This is a genomic window from Streptomyces sp. ICN903 (assembly GCF_022015835.1).
GTDB lineage: Bacteria > Actinomycetota > Actinomycetes > Streptomycetales > Streptomycetaceae > Streptomyces > Streptomyces fenghuangensis.
Map to the genome: position 1 here is coordinate 1 of NZ_JAKMAY010000015.1, position 14327 is coordinate 14327.

The window sequence follows — 14327 nt, forward strand, 5'->3', positions numbered from 1 at the left end:
CCCTCGGCCGGAGCCCTCCGCGCCCGCCCACGCCGCCGTCCCCGTCCCCGCCGCTCCCGTTCCCGCCGTCCCTCCGCAGGGCGGCCCGCGGCAGGGCGGCGGACACTCCGGCCACATGGTCGTGTGCGGCGACAACTCCCTGTCGCAGCGGCTGGTGCGCGAACTCGCCTCCGTCTACGGCCAGAAGGTCACCGTCGTCCTGCCCTCGCTGCGCGGCGGCGACCAGGGCCCGCAGATCGCCGCGCTGGTCGGCGACCGGCACCTGGACGTACGGGCGGTGGAGGCCCAGATACCCGACGACGAGGCGCTGCGGGAGGCGGGCATCGAGCACGCCGCCGCACTGGCGCTGACCTCCGGCGACGACCAGCTCAACATCCACACCGCGCTGCGCGCCCGCCGCATCAACCCCGAACTGCGCCTGGTCATCCGGATGTTCAACCGGACGCTGGGCCGCTATCTGGAGGACCTGCTCGACCGGACCATCGCCGCCCGCGTCCCCGGCCTGGACCAGCGGGCCGTGGACGCCTCCACCACCGTCCTGTCCGACGCGGACACCGCCGCCCCCTCCATGGTGGCGGCGGCCGTGGTCGGCACCAGCAAGGTCATACACGCCGGCGGGCTGCTGCTGCGTGCCAAGGAGCGCACCGTGGGCACAGCGGGCCGCCGCGACCCGCTGTGCACCCTGGCCCTGCTGCCCGACGCCCCGGACTCCGACGAGGGCGACGTCTACACCGACCCCGAGGACCACGACGGCCCCGTGCTGCTGCCCGATCCGCACGAGCTGGAGGGCCTGCCGGACGAGCGCGGCACCGTCGTCCTGGAGGCGATCACCCGCCGTCCCGACCGGGCCGGCGCCCCGGCCCCCCGGGTGCCGAGACTGCCGGTGGGCAGCTTCTTCTCCCGGAAGCTGCGGGCCGCCCTGCTGGGCCTCACCGCGGTGGTCGTCCTGCTCGCCGCCGCGAACTGGTACGTCACCCGCGAGACACCGCTGCACGCCGCCTACATCACCCTGCTCAACGTGATGTCCATCAACGAGCCCGAGCTGGAGGGCAGCACCGGGGAGCAGGTCCTGCAGCTGCTGGGCGGGCTGGCGGGCACCGCGCTGCTGCCGCTGATGTTCGCCGTCGTGCTGGAGAGCTACGGCACCTTCCGCCGGGCCGCCACCCTGCCGCCCCCGCCGCGCGGCATCGAGAGGCACGTCGTCCTGCTGGGCCTGGGCAAGGTCGGCACCCGTGTGCTGGACCAGCTGCTGGAACTGGGCATCCCCGTGGTGTGCATCGAGCGCGACGACGAGGCCCGCGGCATCGCCACCGCCCGCGCGCGCCGGGTGCCGACCCTGATCGCGGACGTCACCGAGGACGGGGTGCTGGAGGAGGCGGGGATAGCGCGCAGCCGCGCCCTGCTGGCGCTGACCAGCGACAGCGGCACCAATCTGGAGGCCACGCTCTACGCCCGCCAGGTCAACCCCGACCTGCGGGTGGTGATGCGCCTGTTCGACGACGAGTTCGCCGCCACCGTCTACCGCACGCTGCGCGACACCTACCCCGGCGCGCAGACCCGCAGCCGCAGCGTCTCGGCGCTGGCGGCCCCGGCCTTCGCGGGCGCCATGATGGGCCGCCAGGTGCTGGGCGCCATCCCCGTGGGCCGCCGGGTGCTGGTCTTCGCCGCGGTCTCGGTGGAGGGCAACCGGCTGCTGGAGGGCCGCACCGTCGGCGAGGCGTTCCGCCCCGGCTCCTGGCGGATCCTGGCCCTGGACACCGCCCCGCCCGACCGCCGCCGCGCCGATCTGGGCTCCCTCACCTCCGGCGCCCGCACCTACACCCTCACCGGCGACCTCGCCTGGCGGCTGCACGACGGCTACGTGCTGACGGCGGGCGACCGCGTGGTGGTGGCCGCCACCCGCGAGGGCCTGGGCGTCCTGCTTTCGGGCGAGGACCCGCGCGGGGCGGACACCGGTGGCGCGAACGGCGCCGGCGGCGCGGGGGCCGGGAGCCCGGCCCCCGCGCCGTGAACCGCGCCGCCGCCCGGCGACGGCGCGGGCTACACCGGGCTGCGCTCCGGTTCCGGTCCGCCCGCCGCCGCCCGGTCCGGGGCCGGAAGGGTGACGCGGATCTTGGACTGGCCGTGCGGGAGCCGCTCCCAGTCGTCCATGAGACGCGCCGTCAGGCCGTGGCTGGCCGCGAGGTCGGTCAGCGTCTCGGTGCGGTAGTAGAAGTCCTCGCGCAGCACGTGGTGCTCGCGGCCCTCGGTGCGGTCGAAGGTGAAGTCGAAGAAGCCGCCCGGGGCGAGGATCCGCCCCACGTTCTCCAGGCACTGGTCGACGACGTCCAGCGGCGAGTGGGAGAAGACGCTGTGGGCGTGGACGACCGTGAAGTGCCCCTCGGGCAGGAAGTCGAAGGTCAGGTCGTCGGCGATCGTCAGGTGGGGCAGCTTGTCCTGGAGCCCGTGGCGCACCACGGTCCGCTTGGCCTCGATCAGTATGTGGGGCGATATGTCGATCCCGTAGTAGTGGCCGGGTTTCAGGTGGTCGATGAACAGCCGGCCGGCCCGCAGGTTGCCGCAGCCGATCTCCAGCATCCGGTCGTCCGGCTTCAGCCCGTGCTCCAGCAGGTAGTCGAACTGCATCTGCCCGATGGCCAGCCACCGCTCGTACGACGGCCTGCCGCCGACCGCCGCCTCCGGACTGCGGGCGGCGTCGGAGGCCATCACGGCCCGGTAGTACCCGATGTGGTCGTCGCGGTACCTCGCCCGCAGCCAGGCGTCGCGGGCGGCCCGGCGCAGATGGGCGGGAACGCGTCCGGGGTGGCCGATCGCGTAGCGCACCTTGTGGGCGAGGGTGGCGCGGTTCCGGGAGAGCCTGGAGTCGGATGGGGTCTTGGTTCCCATGGAGACCTCCGCGTCGCTCGGGGTCGGGCCGGTGGCGCCAGTATGGGCGCGGCGCCCTCGCCGCACCCTCCGGCTGGTCCGATCGGGTGCCCGCCGTGAGCCCCGGGTAAGCCCCCGTCCGGCGGACCGGACAAGGGCATGGCCGCCGGGGCGGCGTGGTACCCGCCCGCTCCAGGTCCCTCCCCCGGCAAGGAAGCAGATCATGATCGTCGTCACCGGAGCCGCCGGACAGCTCGGCCGTCTCACCGTCGAGGCCCTCCTGGAGCGCGGGGTGCCCGCGTCCCGGGTCGTCGCCGCCGTGCGCTCGCCGGGGAAGACCGCCGGCCTCGCCCGGCGGGGCGTGGACGTCCGGGAGGCCGACTACGACCGGCCCGCCACCCTGGCCGCCGCGTTCGAGGACGCCCGGCGGGTGCTGCTGGTCTCCGGCAGCGAGGTCGGCCGCCGTGTCCCGCAGCACCGGGCCGTCATCGACGCCGCCGGGGAGGCCGGGGCGGAGCTGCTGGCCTACACCAGCGTCCTGCACGCCGACACCACCACCGTCCCCGTGGCGCCCGAGCACCGCGAGACCGAGGAGTACCTGCGCGACTCCGGCCTGCCCCACTGCCTGCTGCGCAACGGCTGGTACACGGAGAACTACGAGCAGGCCGCCCGCCAGGGGCTGGAGACCGGGGTGATCGCCGGGGCCGCCGGAGACGGCCGGATCGCGTCCGCCTCCCGCGCCGACTACGCGGCGGCGGCCGCCGCCGTCCTGGCCGACGAGGGAACCGACGGCCACGGGGCCCACACGAACGCCGTGTACGAGCTGTCCGGCGACACCGCCTGGACCATGGCCGACTTCGCCGCCGTCCTCACCGACCTGACCGGCACCGAGGTCGTCTACCGCGACCTGTCGGCGGACGGATACGCCAAGGCACTCACCGGTGCCGGGCTGCCCGAGGGGACGGCCCGGTTCCTCGCCGGGACCGACGCCGCCATCGCCGCGGGCCACCTCGGCGACACCCCCGGCGACCTCTCCCGCCTCATCGGCCGTCCCACCACCCCGCTGCGCGACACCCTCGCAGCCCTCCTCGGGACCTGACCCGCCGCCCGCCGCCCTGTCAGACGGTCTTGCCGGCCGGCCCGCCCGGTCCGGCGGACCCGCCCGAGGCCGGGCGGCCGCCCGGCGGTCAGGCCGTCCTGGGCGGAACCGGACCGGCCCCCGTTCCGCGGTCCTTCACGGAACCGCCCTCCGCATGCGGTCCGGCTCCCGGAGAACCGTCACAGCCCGGCTCGGACATCCGCCCGGAGCCACCTGACGGCCGCGCCGCCCAGGACAGGACCGGGACGGCGCGTCACATCACGACGGGGCGGACGTTGACGCGGCACTAGTTCACGTCCACGTAGTCACCGGAGGAGTTGCTGGCGCCGGTCGTGGTGTTGCCGCTGTAGCGCCAGCGCCAGGTGCCGTCCTGGGAGGCGGTCACCGTCGTCTTCAGGTAGCCGGTACTGCTGGCGGTTACCGACTTGACCGTGCTGTAGGTGCTGGAACCGGCGGGCTTGAACTGCAGCTTCACCAGTCGGCCGCCGTAGTTGTCGTAACGGTGCAGACTCCAGTTGGCGCGCTGCACGGTGCCGGTGACGGTGATGGGCTTGCCCTTGGCGACGGGCTCGGGGGAGGCGTTCATGTTCCGGATGCGCGAGGCACGCTGGAGGCGGACCGTCGCGGAGAGCAGGTCGGTGTCGTAACCGCCGCCCTTCTTGATGGCCGTGCCGAGGGCCTTCCATTCGGTGGCGTCACTGTTGACGAGCTTGTTGCCGTTGCCGCCCGGCATGTCGTCCGGGTCGATGGTCATCGTCTCGTCGCAGTCGCGAAAGGTGTAGCCACCCGCGGAGGACTGACTGCAGCCCCACCGGATCGTGGAGTTCGCGAGCAGATACTCGTTGGTCCCGTAGGTGCCCCGGTACGCCTCGACCCACCAGCTGTCGAGCGTGACGCTGCTCTTCACCGTGTACGTCAACGGGGCCTCGACCTCGGCGCTGATGCCGACGACGATGGGCTTGCCGTTGTTGAGCACGACGTTCGAGAACGAGATGTCGCTGTCGGCCGCGTGCGCGGCCGGCGCCGTGAGCCCCACGCCCACCAGCGCCGTGCTCCCGGCCACCGCTGCGGCGGCCGCGCGCCGCACGGCCGAGGTTCTGTGCCGTTGCGGAGCACCGGTCGATATCGAAGTGATCAATCCCCACCCCTGAGTCGAATGCCTGCGCGCGGGCCGACCGCCCGCTGCGGAAACTGTAGATCACCCAGGGTGTTCGACCGCCTCGCGCGGTAGCCGCCCGGCACGGCCGGGGCGAGCGGGGCCTCAGCGCACCTTGCCGAAGAACACTCGCATGTCGGCCGCCAGGGCGTCCGGCGCGTCCATCGCCAGGAAGTGGTGGCCGCCGGGATTGTCCTCGGGCCAGTGGACGATCGTGTTGTGCCGCTCGGCGAGCCGGCGGAATCCGGGCGGGCCGCTGTAGACGCCGGTGGGCACCGCCTTCTGCCCCTCGGGCCAGCCCAGACCGCCGGGGCTGTCGTACATGGGCCAGGACGAGGACCCCCACGTCCCGGTGAACCAGTACAGGCTCAGGTTGGTCAGGAACAGGTCGCGGTCGATCACCTCCTCCAGCGGTTTGCCGGAGGCGTTGAACTCGTGGAACTTCTGCGCCGTCCAGGCCAGCGCCGCGACCGGGGAGTCGTGCCAGCCGTAGGCGAAGGTCTGCGGCGCGGCGCGCAGCAGCGCGTGGTGGTCCACGCCGTTCATCCAGTCCTGCTTCTGGAACCACTCGTACGCCGCCCGCTCCTCCCGTGTCATGCCGGGGACGTCCTCCTCGGTGGGAAAGCCGAGCCCGCCGATGACGTGGACGCCCGCGACGCGTTCCGGGGCGGCCCTCGCCACCTCGGGCGCGATGTACGCCCCGAGGTCCCCGCCCTGTACGCCGTAGCGGTCGTATCCGAGCCGGTCCATCAGCTCGGCCCAGATCCGCCCCACCCGGGCGGTGGTCCAGCCGGTCTCGCGCGGCGGTTTGGAGAACCCGAAGCCGGGAATGGAGGGCACCACGACGTGGAACGCCCCGGACGGGTCGCCACCGTGCGCGCGGGGGTCGGTGAGGTGCCCGAGGAGATCGGCGAACTCCACGAAGGAGTTCGGCCAGCCGTGCGTGAGCAGGACCGGCAGGGCGCCGGGCTCGGCGGACCGGATGTGCAGGAAGTGGATCTCCTGCCCGCCGACTTCGGTGGTGAACTGCGGAAAGCCGTTCAGCCGCGTCTCCTGGCCGCGCCAGTCGTAGCCCTCGCGCCAGTACTCGGCCACTTCCCTCAGCCATTCCCCGGGAACGCCCCGGCTCCAGCCCTCGCCGGGCAGCCCGCGGGGCAGGCGGGCGCGGGTCAGACGGTCGCGCAGATCGTCCAGGTCCTCCTGGGGGACGTCGATGCGGAAGGGGCGGATCTCCTCGCTGCCCATGGCCTTCTCCTCGTCAGGGGTCCGGCGGGAGTTCCCGCCGGCCGTGCCGACGTTAGACGGCATACAGGTCAGAACCTGTCCCACTTCCGGTGCATGCTGGGTGCCATGACCGACACACCGGCCCGGCTGCTGAGACTGCTGTCCCTGCTCCAGACCCCGCGCGTATGGCCGGGCAGCGAACTCGCCGCCCGGCTGGAGGTCAGCGCCCGCACCGTCCGCCGCGACATCGACCGGCTGCGCGGGCTGGGCTATCCGGTGGAGGCGGCCATGGGCGCCGTGGGCGGCTACCGGCTCGCCGCGGGCAGGGCCATGCCGCCGCTGCTGCTGGATGACGAGGAGGCTGTGGCGGTCGCGGTCGCCCTCAGCACCACCGCCGGGAATCCGGTGAACGGCATCGAGGAGGCGTCGGTGCGGGCCCTGACCAAGCTGGAGCAGGTGCTCCCGTCCCGGCTGCGGCACCGGGTCGGGGCGCTGCGGGCCGCCACGGTCTCCGCTCCGCCCCCGGAGGGCCCGGGTGTGGATCCGCGCGGTCTCGCGGTGCTCGCCGGGGCGGCGGCCGGCCGCGAGCGTCTGCGGTTCTCCTACCGGGCGGGCGACGGCACCATGAGCGCGCGCCTGGTCGAACCGCACCGGCTGGTGGCGGCGGGGCGGCGCTGGTATCTGCTGGCGTACGACGACGAGCGCGGCGACTGGCGGATCTTCCGCATCGACCGGATCACCGACCCCCGCCCGACGGGCGTACGGGTGCCGCCGCGCGAGGTGCCCGGGCGGGACGCTGCCGCGTTCGTCACCCGCAAGCTGCTCTCCCTCGCCCCCACCTACGAGGTCCGGGCCACCCTGCGCCTCCCCGCGGACGAGGCCGCCCGGCGGCTCGGCGCCGCACCGGACGAGATCGAGCCGGTCGACGCCGGCAGCTGCCTGCTGCGCGGGCACGCCGACACCCTCGAGTGGCTGGCGGCCCGGCTGCTCGTGCTGGGCTGCGAGTTCGAGGTGCACGGGCCTCCCGAGCTGGTGGCGCATCTGCGCGAGACCGGCGCCCGCGCCCTTCGCGCCGCGGGGAGCCCGGGCTAGGCTCCCGGGTGGGACACGCCACCGGCGAAGGGGGGCCGCTCCATGAGCGGGACGGGGACCGTGGTCGCGGTCAGCAGCAGCGGTGAGCACTCGTTCACCAAGACCAACCGGGAGAGCGTCACACTGCTCGCCGGACTCGGGGTGGAGGGGGACGCGCACGCCGGACGGACGGTCAGGCACCGATCCCGCGTCGCCAAGGACCCCACCCGGCCGAACCTGCGTCAGGTCCACCTGATCCACGAGGAGCTGTTCGCCGAGGTCGGCGAGGCGGGCTTCGCCGTGGGGCCCGGTGAACTGGGCGAGAACATCACAACCCGCGGCCTCGACCTGCTCGGCCTGCCCACCGGCACACTGCTGCGCATCGGCGCGGAGGCGGTCGTGGAGGTCACCGGCCTGCGCAACCCGTGCCCCCAGATCGACGGCTTCCGGCGGGGCCTGCTCAAGCGGGTCGTGGGCCGTGACGAGGACGGCAACGTGGTGCGCAGGGCCGGGATCATGGGCATCGTGCGGACCGGCGGCGTGGTCCGCCCCGGCGACACGATCGGGGTCGAACTCCCCGCCGAGCCGCACCGCCCGCTGGAGAAGGTCTGACGCCCGGCGCCGAGCAGGGCGGCTCAGCCGGCCCGGCGGCGGGTCAGGACGCGGGTGGTACCGCCGTCGTCCTCGGTGATGTCGCGCACGTGGGCGAAACCGATCCGCTCCAGCAGGGCGAGCGAGGCGGTGTTGGCCGCGTCCACGGTGGCGTGCACCTCCGTCAGGCCCAGGGCCGTGAATCCGTGGGCGACGAGTGCCTCGGCGACCTCCGTGCCCAGACCGCTTCCCCAGGCGGCGGGGGTGAGGGCGTAGACGATCTCGTGGCCGTCGGCGTCGTCGGTCCGCTTGATCTCCGCGTGGCCGACGTAGCGGCCCCCGGCGCGCTCGCGGACGGCCCAGACGTCGAACAGGCCCCGGGCGTAGACCTTGGTGAACACCCGCCCGAACAGGGCGCGGTCCTCGGCCTCGGAGGAGGGCCCGTCCCCCATCCAGCGGGAGACCCGGGTGTCCTGGAACAGCGCGACGAAGTCCTCCTCGTCACCGGGTACGTAGGGCTCCAGGAGCAGGCGCTCGGTACGCAGGGGCGGCGGGAGGGCGGGTGCCGTGCGCGGATCCCGGCCGGGATCGGCGGGTCCGGCCGGTCCGGTCACCGGACGGCCGCCGCGGCGCGGCGCTCGGTGGCGGCGATGGTGGCCGAGCCGACCACGCGGGTGCCGTCGTAGAGGACGACCGCCTGGCCCGGGGCGACACCGCGCACCGGCTCGGCGAAGGCGACGCGCAGCTCGTCGCCGTCCGGACCGCCGACCAGCTCGGCCGTGACCGGCGTCTCGCCGCCGTGGGCGCGCAGCTGGGCGGTGTAGGTGCCCGGCCCGGTGGGCGGGGTGCCGCACCAGCGGGGGCGGATGGCGGTCAGGGCGACCACGTCCAGCGCGGAGGCCGGGCCGACGGTGACGGTGTTGTCCACCGGGGAGATGTCCAGCACGTAGCGCGGCTTGCCGTCGGGGGCGGGGTGGCCGATGCGCAGGCCCTTGCGCTGGCCGACGGTGAAACCGTACGCGCCGTCGTGGGTGCCGAGCTTGTTGCCGTCCTCGTCGAGGATGTCGCCCTCGGCGGTGCCCAGGTGCCGGGCGAGGAAGCCCTGGGTGTCGCCGTCGGCGATGAAGCAGATGTCGTGGCTGTCGGGCTTCTTGGCCACCGCCAGGCCCCGGCGCTCGGCCTCGGCGCGGATCTCCTCCTTGGTGGTGGCGGTGTCGCCGAGGGGGAACATGGCGTGGGCGAGCTGCCGCTCGTCCAGCACGCCCAGCACGTAGCTCTGGTCCTTGGCCGTGTCGGTGGCGCGGTGCAGCTCCCGGGTGCCGTCCTCGCGGACGACGACGGTGGCGTAGTGGCCGGTGCACACCGCGTCGAAGCCCAGCGCCAGGGCCTTGTCCAGCAGCGCGGCGAACTTGATCTTCTCGTTGCAGCGCAGGCAGGGGTTGGGGGTGCGGCCGGCCTCGTACTCGGCGACGAAGTCCTCCACCACGTCCTGGCGGAAGCGCTCGGCCAGGTCCCACACGTAGAAGGGGATGCCGATGACGTCGGCGGCGCGGCGGGCGTCGCGGGAGTCCTCGACCGTGCAGCAGCCGCGGGCGCCGGTGCGGAAGGACTGCGGGTTCGCCGAGAGGGCGAGGTGGACGCCGGTGACGTCGTGGCCGGCCTCCACCGCGCGGGCGGCGGCGACGGCGGAGTCCACGCCGCCGGACATGGCGGCGAGGACGCGGAGGCGGGGGGCGGGGCTGGGCGCACCGGTCGTGTCAGTCATAGCGCCCTCCAGGGTACGGGTCCGGATGCGCGCCGGTGGAACCGTACGGGTGTTCCCGAGCGTTGTGCTCGCCGTGAGCGAGAAAGAAGCCCCCGGACACCGCCGGACGGACGGAAAAGGGCGGCCGGTGGGCCGCCGCGCCCTGCTGGTCGGCGGCGCGGCGGTGGGACTGGGCGCCCTCGGGTACGCGGCCCGCGACGACCTGGCCCGGACGTGGTGGAAGGTGCCGGGCGTGAACCGGCCGCGCACCGAGGGCGAGGTGGACCACCCCGGGGCGGACTGGCTGCCGGCGTCCGAGGCGAACTGGCGGCGGGCCGACCGACCCTACGACTACACCATCGACCGGGTGGTGGTGCACGTCATCCAGGGCCCCTACGCGGTGGCCCTGAAGGTCTTCCAGGACCCGTCCCACCGCGCCGCGACGCACTACGTGGTGCGCACCTCCGACGGGAAGGTGACGCAGATGGTGCGGGAGCTGGACGTGGCGTACCACGCGGGCAACCGCGAGTACAACGAGCGCAGTGTCGGCATCGAGCACGAGGGCTTCGTGGACCGCCCGGAGACGATCACCGACGCCACCTACCGGGCGTCGGCGGCGCTGACGGCCGGGATATGCGACCGGTACGGCCTGCCCCGGGACCGCGAGCACATCGTCGGCCACATCGAGGTGCCCGGCACCGACCACACCGATCCCGGGCCGCACTGGGACTGGGAGCGGTACATGCGGATGGTGCGGGACGTGCCGGTCCGCGAGGACTGACCCGCAAGGGCCGGCCCGCGAGGATCGAGCGGGCCAGGGGCGGGGAGCGTACCGGGGCCGGGCGGGTCTACGACAGCCCGGCGCCGCGGGCGCGCTCCACCGCCGGGCCGATGGCGGCGGCCACCGCGTCCACGTCCGCCCTGGTGGAGGTGTGGCCCAGCGAGAAGCGCAGGGTGCCCCGGGCCAGCTCCGGGTCGGTGCCCGTGGCCAGCAGGACGTGGCTGGGCTGGGCGACGCCGGCGGTGCAGGCCGATCCGGTGGAGCACTCGATGCCCTGGGCGTCCAGCAGGAGCAGCAGCGAGTCGCCCTCGCAGCCGGGGAAGGAGAAGTGCGCGTTGGCGGGCAGCCGCCCGGCCGGGTCGGGGTCGCCGCCCAGGACGGCGTCCGGCACGGCCTCGGTCACGGCGGCCACCAGTGCGTCCCGCAGCGCGCCGATCTCCCGGGCGAATCCCTCGTGCCGTTCGGCCGCCAGCCGTGCGGCGACCGCGAAGGCCGCGACGGCGGGTACGTCGAGGGTGCCGGAGCGCACGTCGCGCTCCTGGCCGCCGCCGTGCAGCAGCGGCGTGGGGGCCCACTGCCTGCCCAGCAGCAGCGCGCCGATGCCGTACGGGCCGCCGATCTTGTGACCGCTGACCGTCATCGCGGCCAGGCCCGAGGCGGCGAAGTCCACCGGCACCTGGCCGACGGCCTGGACGGCGTCCGCGTGCATCGGGATGCCGAACTCGGTGGCGATCGCGGCCAGTTCGGCCGTGGGCTGGAGGGTGCCGATCTCGTTGTTGGCCCACATCACGGTGATCAGGGCGACGTCCTCGGGCTTTTCCTCCACCGCCTCGCGCAGCGCCTCGGGGTGGACCCGTCCCAGGGAGTCGACCGGCAGCCACTGCACCCGGGCGCCCTCGTGGTCGGCGAGCCAGTGGACGGCGTCGAGGACCGCGTGGTGCTCCACGGGGCTGGCCAGGACGCGGGTGCGGACGGGGTCGGCCGCGCGCCGGGCCCAGTACAGGCCCTTGACGGCGAGGTTGTCGGCCTCGGTGCCGCCGGAGGTGAGGACCACCTCGCTCGGCCGGGCGCCCAGCGCCGCGGCGAGGGCCTCGCGCCCCTCCTCCACCGTGCGGCGGGCCCGCCTTCCTGCCGCGTGGAGGGAGGAGGCGTTGCCGACGAGGCCGAGCTGGGCGGTCATCGCCTGCACCGCCTCCGGAAGCATGGGGGTGGTGGCGGCGTGGTCAAGGTAGGCCATGGTTAACCGATTCTACGAGCCGCCCGGCCCGGGACGAGAGCGAGGACCGGCCAGTCGGCCGGTCCTCGTTCCTCCCGTCCCGCCCTGCCCGGGGGCCGCGGAGACGGACGGGACTCCTCGGACGTTCCCGGAAGTCCTCGGAACGCCCTCGGAACGTCTTCGGAACGTCCTCAGTCCACCTTGTGCTCGGCCTGGAACATCCAGTGGTGCTTCTCGAGGTCGGCGATGATCGAGATGAGGATGTCCTGGGTCACCGGGTCGGGCTTCTCCGTGGCGTCCATGCGCTCGCGCATCCGGTTCACCACCGAGGCCAGCGCGCCGACCATGACCTCGACGGCCTTGTCGTCCTGGTGCCAGCCGCTGTCCACCCCGGTGATGCCGCTGCCGGAGGCGAGGGCGGAGGCGCGGCCGTCGGGGGCCAGGCCCAGGGCCGCGGCGCGCTCGGCGACGGTGTCGGAGTAGGTGCGCGCGGTCTCCACGACCTCGTCGAGCTGGAGGTGGATGGAGCGGAACCGCGGTCCGATCACGGTCCAGTGGACCTGCTTGGCCACCAGCGACAGGTCGACCAGGTCCACCAGTGCGCCCTGCAGCGCCTCTCCGACGACCTTGAGGTCCTGGTCGGGCAGTGTGCTCTTCACGGCGTACATCCGTTGACCACCTTCACTTCTCTCACGGGGGGCTTTGCCGCGTATGGCGTTATTCGCGTTTTCCGTCCCTTTTCAGGCTACCCGTGAAGGGCTCCGCCACTCCCGTGCCGCCGGCCCCGCCCGTCCGGTCGCGCACCGCGTTCGCGCCGGTCACGGCGGGTGCCGGGGCATCGGGGTGACGTCATCACGTGTGCCCCGCGCCGCCCGCCGCATGCGGCAGCGGCCCCGGCCCCCTCGATGAGGGGGCCGGGGCCGCTGATCGCGCGACGGAGGCGGTCCGGTCCGCGCTCGGACCGGCGGAGACCGGACCGGCGGGGCTCGGACCGGCAGGGCTCAGACCGGCAGGGCGCGGGCGAGCTGCCGGGACTGGGCGACCAGCCGGTCCTCGCTGTCCCAGACGTCGGCGTCCTCCTCCAGGAAGCCGCCGGCCAGGTTGCGGGTGGTGATCGCCACCCTCACCGGCCCGGGGGCCGGGCGGCGGCGGACGTGGACGGTCAGCTCCACCGTCGGCACCCAGCCGGACAGGCCCAGCTCGAAGGCGGTGGGCGGCAGGGCGTCCACCGCCAGCAGCAGGGAGAGCGGGTCGTGGTCGCGGCCGTCGGCCAGCCCGAACCAGCCGCGCATCTCACCGCGCCCGCTGGGCGCGCCGACCGCCCAGCCGACGGTGGCCGGGTCCAGGCGCAGGTCGACCTGGTGGATGATGGGCGGAACGGCGGACGGGTCCATGCCGTCCCGGGCCCCGAGGCAGCTCTCGTACGGCGGGATCTGCGGCGGCTTGGCGCTGGTACGGACGTCGTCGGGCAGCGCGGCCAGGTCCCCGTAGCTCGCCAGCACTCGGATGCGCTCGACCTCCCGCCCGTCCTCGTCCCGCTGGAACAGGGAGGCGGCGCCGGTGGACAGGGTGCGGCCGGCGCGTACGGCGGTGGTGCGCACGGTCGCCGGGCCGGGCCGGGAGGCGGTGAGGTAGTGCGCGGTGATGGTGAAGGGGTCGGGGTGCGGCAGTGCGTCGCCGAGGGCCCGGCCGAGCAGGGCCAGCAGGTAGCCGCCGTTGACGGCGTGCCCGATGGTCCACTGGGCGGAGAGTTCGGCGCCGTAGACGCCCTCCCCCTGTGCTGTGACGGCCGTGTCGCGATCGAACGCGCTGGTACCGATGGTTGCCTCGGTCATGGCAGTACACGGTACAGGTTTTTATTACCGGCTAGTAGCCAAGTCTCGGCAGGGCCTTCCCTCGCCTGCCCAAGCCTCCGCTCAGCTCCCCTCCTCGTTCTCCTCGGTCCGCCTGCTGCGGCGGTGCCAGGCCCTCGGCGCGCGCCAGTTGTAACGCAGTGCCAGCAGCCGCAGGACGAAGGCGAGGGCCGCCGCCGCACCGCTGGTCACCCCGTTCAGCTCCCCGGCCTTGATCAGCAGCGCCACCGCCGCCGCCCCGACGACGGCCGGCACGGCGTAGACCTCCCGGTCCCAGCGCAGCAGCGAGGGCACCTCGTTGGCCAGGACGTCGCGCAGCACGCCGCCGCCGGCGGCCGTGGCCAGCCCCATGACGACCGAGGCGGTCAGGCCGAGCCCGTAGGCATGCGCCTTGACCGTGCCGGTGACGCAGAACAGGCCGAGCCCGGCCGCGTCGAAGACCATCACCGCCCGGTTGATCCGCTCCACCTGCGGATGGAGGAAGAAGACCAGCACCGTGGCGGCCAGCGGGGTCAGCAGGTAGCCGAGGTCGGTGAAGGCGGCCGGGGGCACCGCCCCGATCACCAGGTCCCGGAAGAGCCCGCCGCCCAGCCCGGTGACCGAGGCGAGCAGCGCCATGCCGACGACGTCGAAGTTCTTGCGGACGGCGAGCAGCGCGCCGGAGACGGCGAAGACGAAGATCCCGGCCAGGTCGAGCCAGTGCTGGACGGAAGGGGTGAACAGATCC

14 protein-coding genes are annotated in these 14327 nt (G+C 74.0%); 5 read left to right on the forward strand and 9 right to left on the reverse strand.

Features of this window, described 5'->3' with window-relative positions:
- Positions 1-115: 115 nt before the first annotated feature.
- A complete protein-coding gene (locus L7D48_RS03000; RefSeq protein WP_237877155.1) occupies positions 116-2011 on the forward strand; it encodes an NAD-binding protein in 1896 nt (631 codons plus the stop codon).
- Between the two features lie 29 nt (positions 2012-2040).
- Here L7D48_RS03000 and L7D48_RS03005 read toward each other — a convergent pair whose 3' ends face one another.
- The gene (locus tag L7D48_RS03005; RefSeq protein ID WP_237877095.1) at positions 2041-2886 is read right to left on the reverse strand and encodes a class I SAM-dependent methyltransferase; all 846 of its coding nucleotides are present in this window, start codon (positions 2884-2886) and stop codon (positions 2041-2043) included.
- A 199-nt stretch (positions 2887-3085) separates the two neighbouring features.
- Between L7D48_RS03005 and L7D48_RS03010 the strand changes: the two genes are divergently transcribed.
- Positions 3086-3964, forward strand: coding sequence for an SDR family oxidoreductase (locus L7D48_RS03010; RefSeq protein WP_308312209.1), 879 nt, complete (start codon positions 3086-3088; stop codon positions 3962-3964).
- A 286-nt stretch (positions 3965-4250) separates the two neighbouring features.
- Here the strand turns inward: L7D48_RS03010 and L7D48_RS03015 are convergent, their stop codons facing one another.
- Positions 4251-5051 carry a hypothetical protein gene (locus tag L7D48_RS03015; protein WP_237877098.1) on the reverse strand — a complete coding sequence of 267 codons (801 nt, stop codon included), beginning with the start codon at positions 5049-5051 and terminating at the stop codon, positions 4251-4253.
- A gap of 174 nt (positions 5052-5225) precedes the next feature.
- On the reverse strand, positions 5226-6428 hold the full coding sequence (locus L7D48_RS03020) for an epoxide hydrolase (protein WP_308312208.1): 1203 nt from the start codon (positions 6426-6428) through the stop codon (positions 5226-5228).
- 42 nt (positions 6429-6470) lie between these two features.
- On the opposite strand from L7D48_RS03020, the gene L7D48_RS03025 reads away from it, so the two are divergent.
- Together L7D48_RS03025 and L7D48_RS03030 are read left to right on the forward strand one after the other, a co-directional pair.
- Complete coding sequence (locus L7D48_RS03025; protein ID WP_237877100.1) at positions 6471-7436, forward strand: YafY family protein; 966 nt, start codon at positions 6471-6473, stop codon at positions 7434-7436.
- A gap of 42 nt (positions 7437-7478) precedes the next feature.
- On the forward strand, positions 7479-8027 hold the full coding sequence (locus tag L7D48_RS03030; protein WP_237877102.1) for an MOSC domain-containing protein: 549 nt from the start codon (positions 7479-7481) through the stop codon (positions 8025-8027).
- Between the two features lie 23 nt (positions 8028-8050).
- Here L7D48_RS03030 and L7D48_RS03035 read toward each other — a convergent pair whose 3' ends face one another.
- Together L7D48_RS03035 and mnmA are read right to left on the reverse strand one after the other, a co-directional pair.
- The gene (locus L7D48_RS03035; RefSeq protein WP_256462368.1) at positions 8051-8536 is read right to left on the reverse strand and encodes a GNAT family N-acetyltransferase; all 486 of its coding nucleotides are present in this window, start codon (positions 8534-8536) and stop codon (positions 8051-8053) included.
- Between the two features lie 80 nt (positions 8537-8616).
- Positions 8617-9771 carry a tRNA 2-thiouridine(34) synthase MnmA gene (gene mnmA / locus L7D48_RS03040; RefSeq protein WP_237877107.1) on the reverse strand — a complete coding sequence of 385 codons (1155 nt, stop codon included), beginning with the start codon at positions 9769-9771 and terminating at the stop codon, positions 8617-8619.
- 73 nt (positions 9772-9844) lie between these two features.
- Here mnmA and L7D48_RS03045 point away from each other — a divergent pair, with 73 nt between their 5' ends.
- A complete protein-coding gene (locus tag L7D48_RS03045) occupies positions 9845-10531 on the forward strand; it encodes an N-acetylmuramoyl-L-alanine amidase (RefSeq protein WP_237877109.1) in 687 nt (228 codons plus the stop codon).
- Between the two features lie 67 nt (positions 10532-10598).
- On the opposite strand, the gene L7D48_RS03050 is transcribed toward L7D48_RS03045, so the two are convergent.
- The 4 genes from L7D48_RS03050 to L7D48_RS03065 form a co-directional block, all read right to left on the reverse strand.
- Positions 10599-11768, reverse strand: a complete 1170-nt coding sequence (locus tag L7D48_RS03050; protein WP_237877111.1) for a cysteine desulfurase family protein — start codon at positions 11766-11768, stop codon at positions 10599-10601.
- A 170-nt stretch (positions 11769-11938) separates the two neighbouring features.
- Positions 11939-12415, reverse strand: a complete 477-nt coding sequence (locus tag L7D48_RS03055; RefSeq protein WP_237877112.1) for a Dps family protein — start codon at positions 12413-12415, stop codon at positions 11939-11941.
- A gap of 333 nt (positions 12416-12748) precedes the next feature.
- Positions 12749-13582 carry a thioesterase family protein gene (locus tag L7D48_RS03060; RefSeq protein ID WP_237877115.1) on the reverse strand — a complete coding sequence of 278 codons (834 nt, stop codon included), beginning with the start codon at positions 13580-13582 and terminating at the stop codon, positions 12749-12751.
- A gap of 81 nt (positions 13583-13663) precedes the next feature.
- Positions 13664-14323, reverse strand: coding sequence for a trimeric intracellular cation channel family protein (locus L7D48_RS03065; protein WP_256462370.1), 660 nt, complete (start codon positions 14321-14323; stop codon positions 13664-13666).
- Positions 14324-14327 lie beyond the last annotated feature (4 nt).

Coding starts and splice junctions, on each gene's coding strand:
- L7D48_RS03000 (WP_237877155.1), top strand. CDS start 116: ATGGTCGTGTGCGGCGACAACTCCCTGTCGCAGCGGCTGGTGCGCGAA.
- L7D48_RS03005 (WP_237877095.1), bottom strand. CDS start 2,886: ATGGGAACCAAGACCCCATCCGACTCCAGGCTCTCCCGGAACCGCGCC.
- L7D48_RS03020 (WP_308312208.1), bottom strand. CDS start 6,428: ATGCCGTCTAACGTCGGCACGGCCGGCGGGAACTCCCGCCGGACCCCT.
- L7D48_RS03025 (WP_237877100.1), top strand. CDS start 6,471: ATGACCGACACACCGGCCCGGCTGCTGAGACTGCTGTCCCTGCTCCAG.
- L7D48_RS03030 (WP_237877102.1), top strand. CDS start 7,479: ATGAGCGGGACGGGGACCGTGGTCGCGGTCAGCAGCAGCGGTGAGCAC.
- mnmA (WP_237877107.1), bottom strand. CDS start 9,771: ATGACTGACACGACCGGTGCGCCCAGCCCCGCCCCCCGCCTCCGCGTC.
- L7D48_RS03050 (WP_237877111.1), bottom strand. CDS start 11,768: ATGGCCTACCTTGACCACGCCGCCACCACCCCCATGCTTCCGGAGGCG.
- L7D48_RS03055 (WP_237877112.1), bottom strand. CDS start 12,415: ATGTACGCCGTGAAGAGCACACTGCCCGACCAGGACCTCAAGGTCGTC.
- L7D48_RS03060 (WP_237877115.1), bottom strand. CDS start 13,582: ATGACCGAGGCAACCATCGGTACCAGCGCGTTCGATCGCGACACGGCC.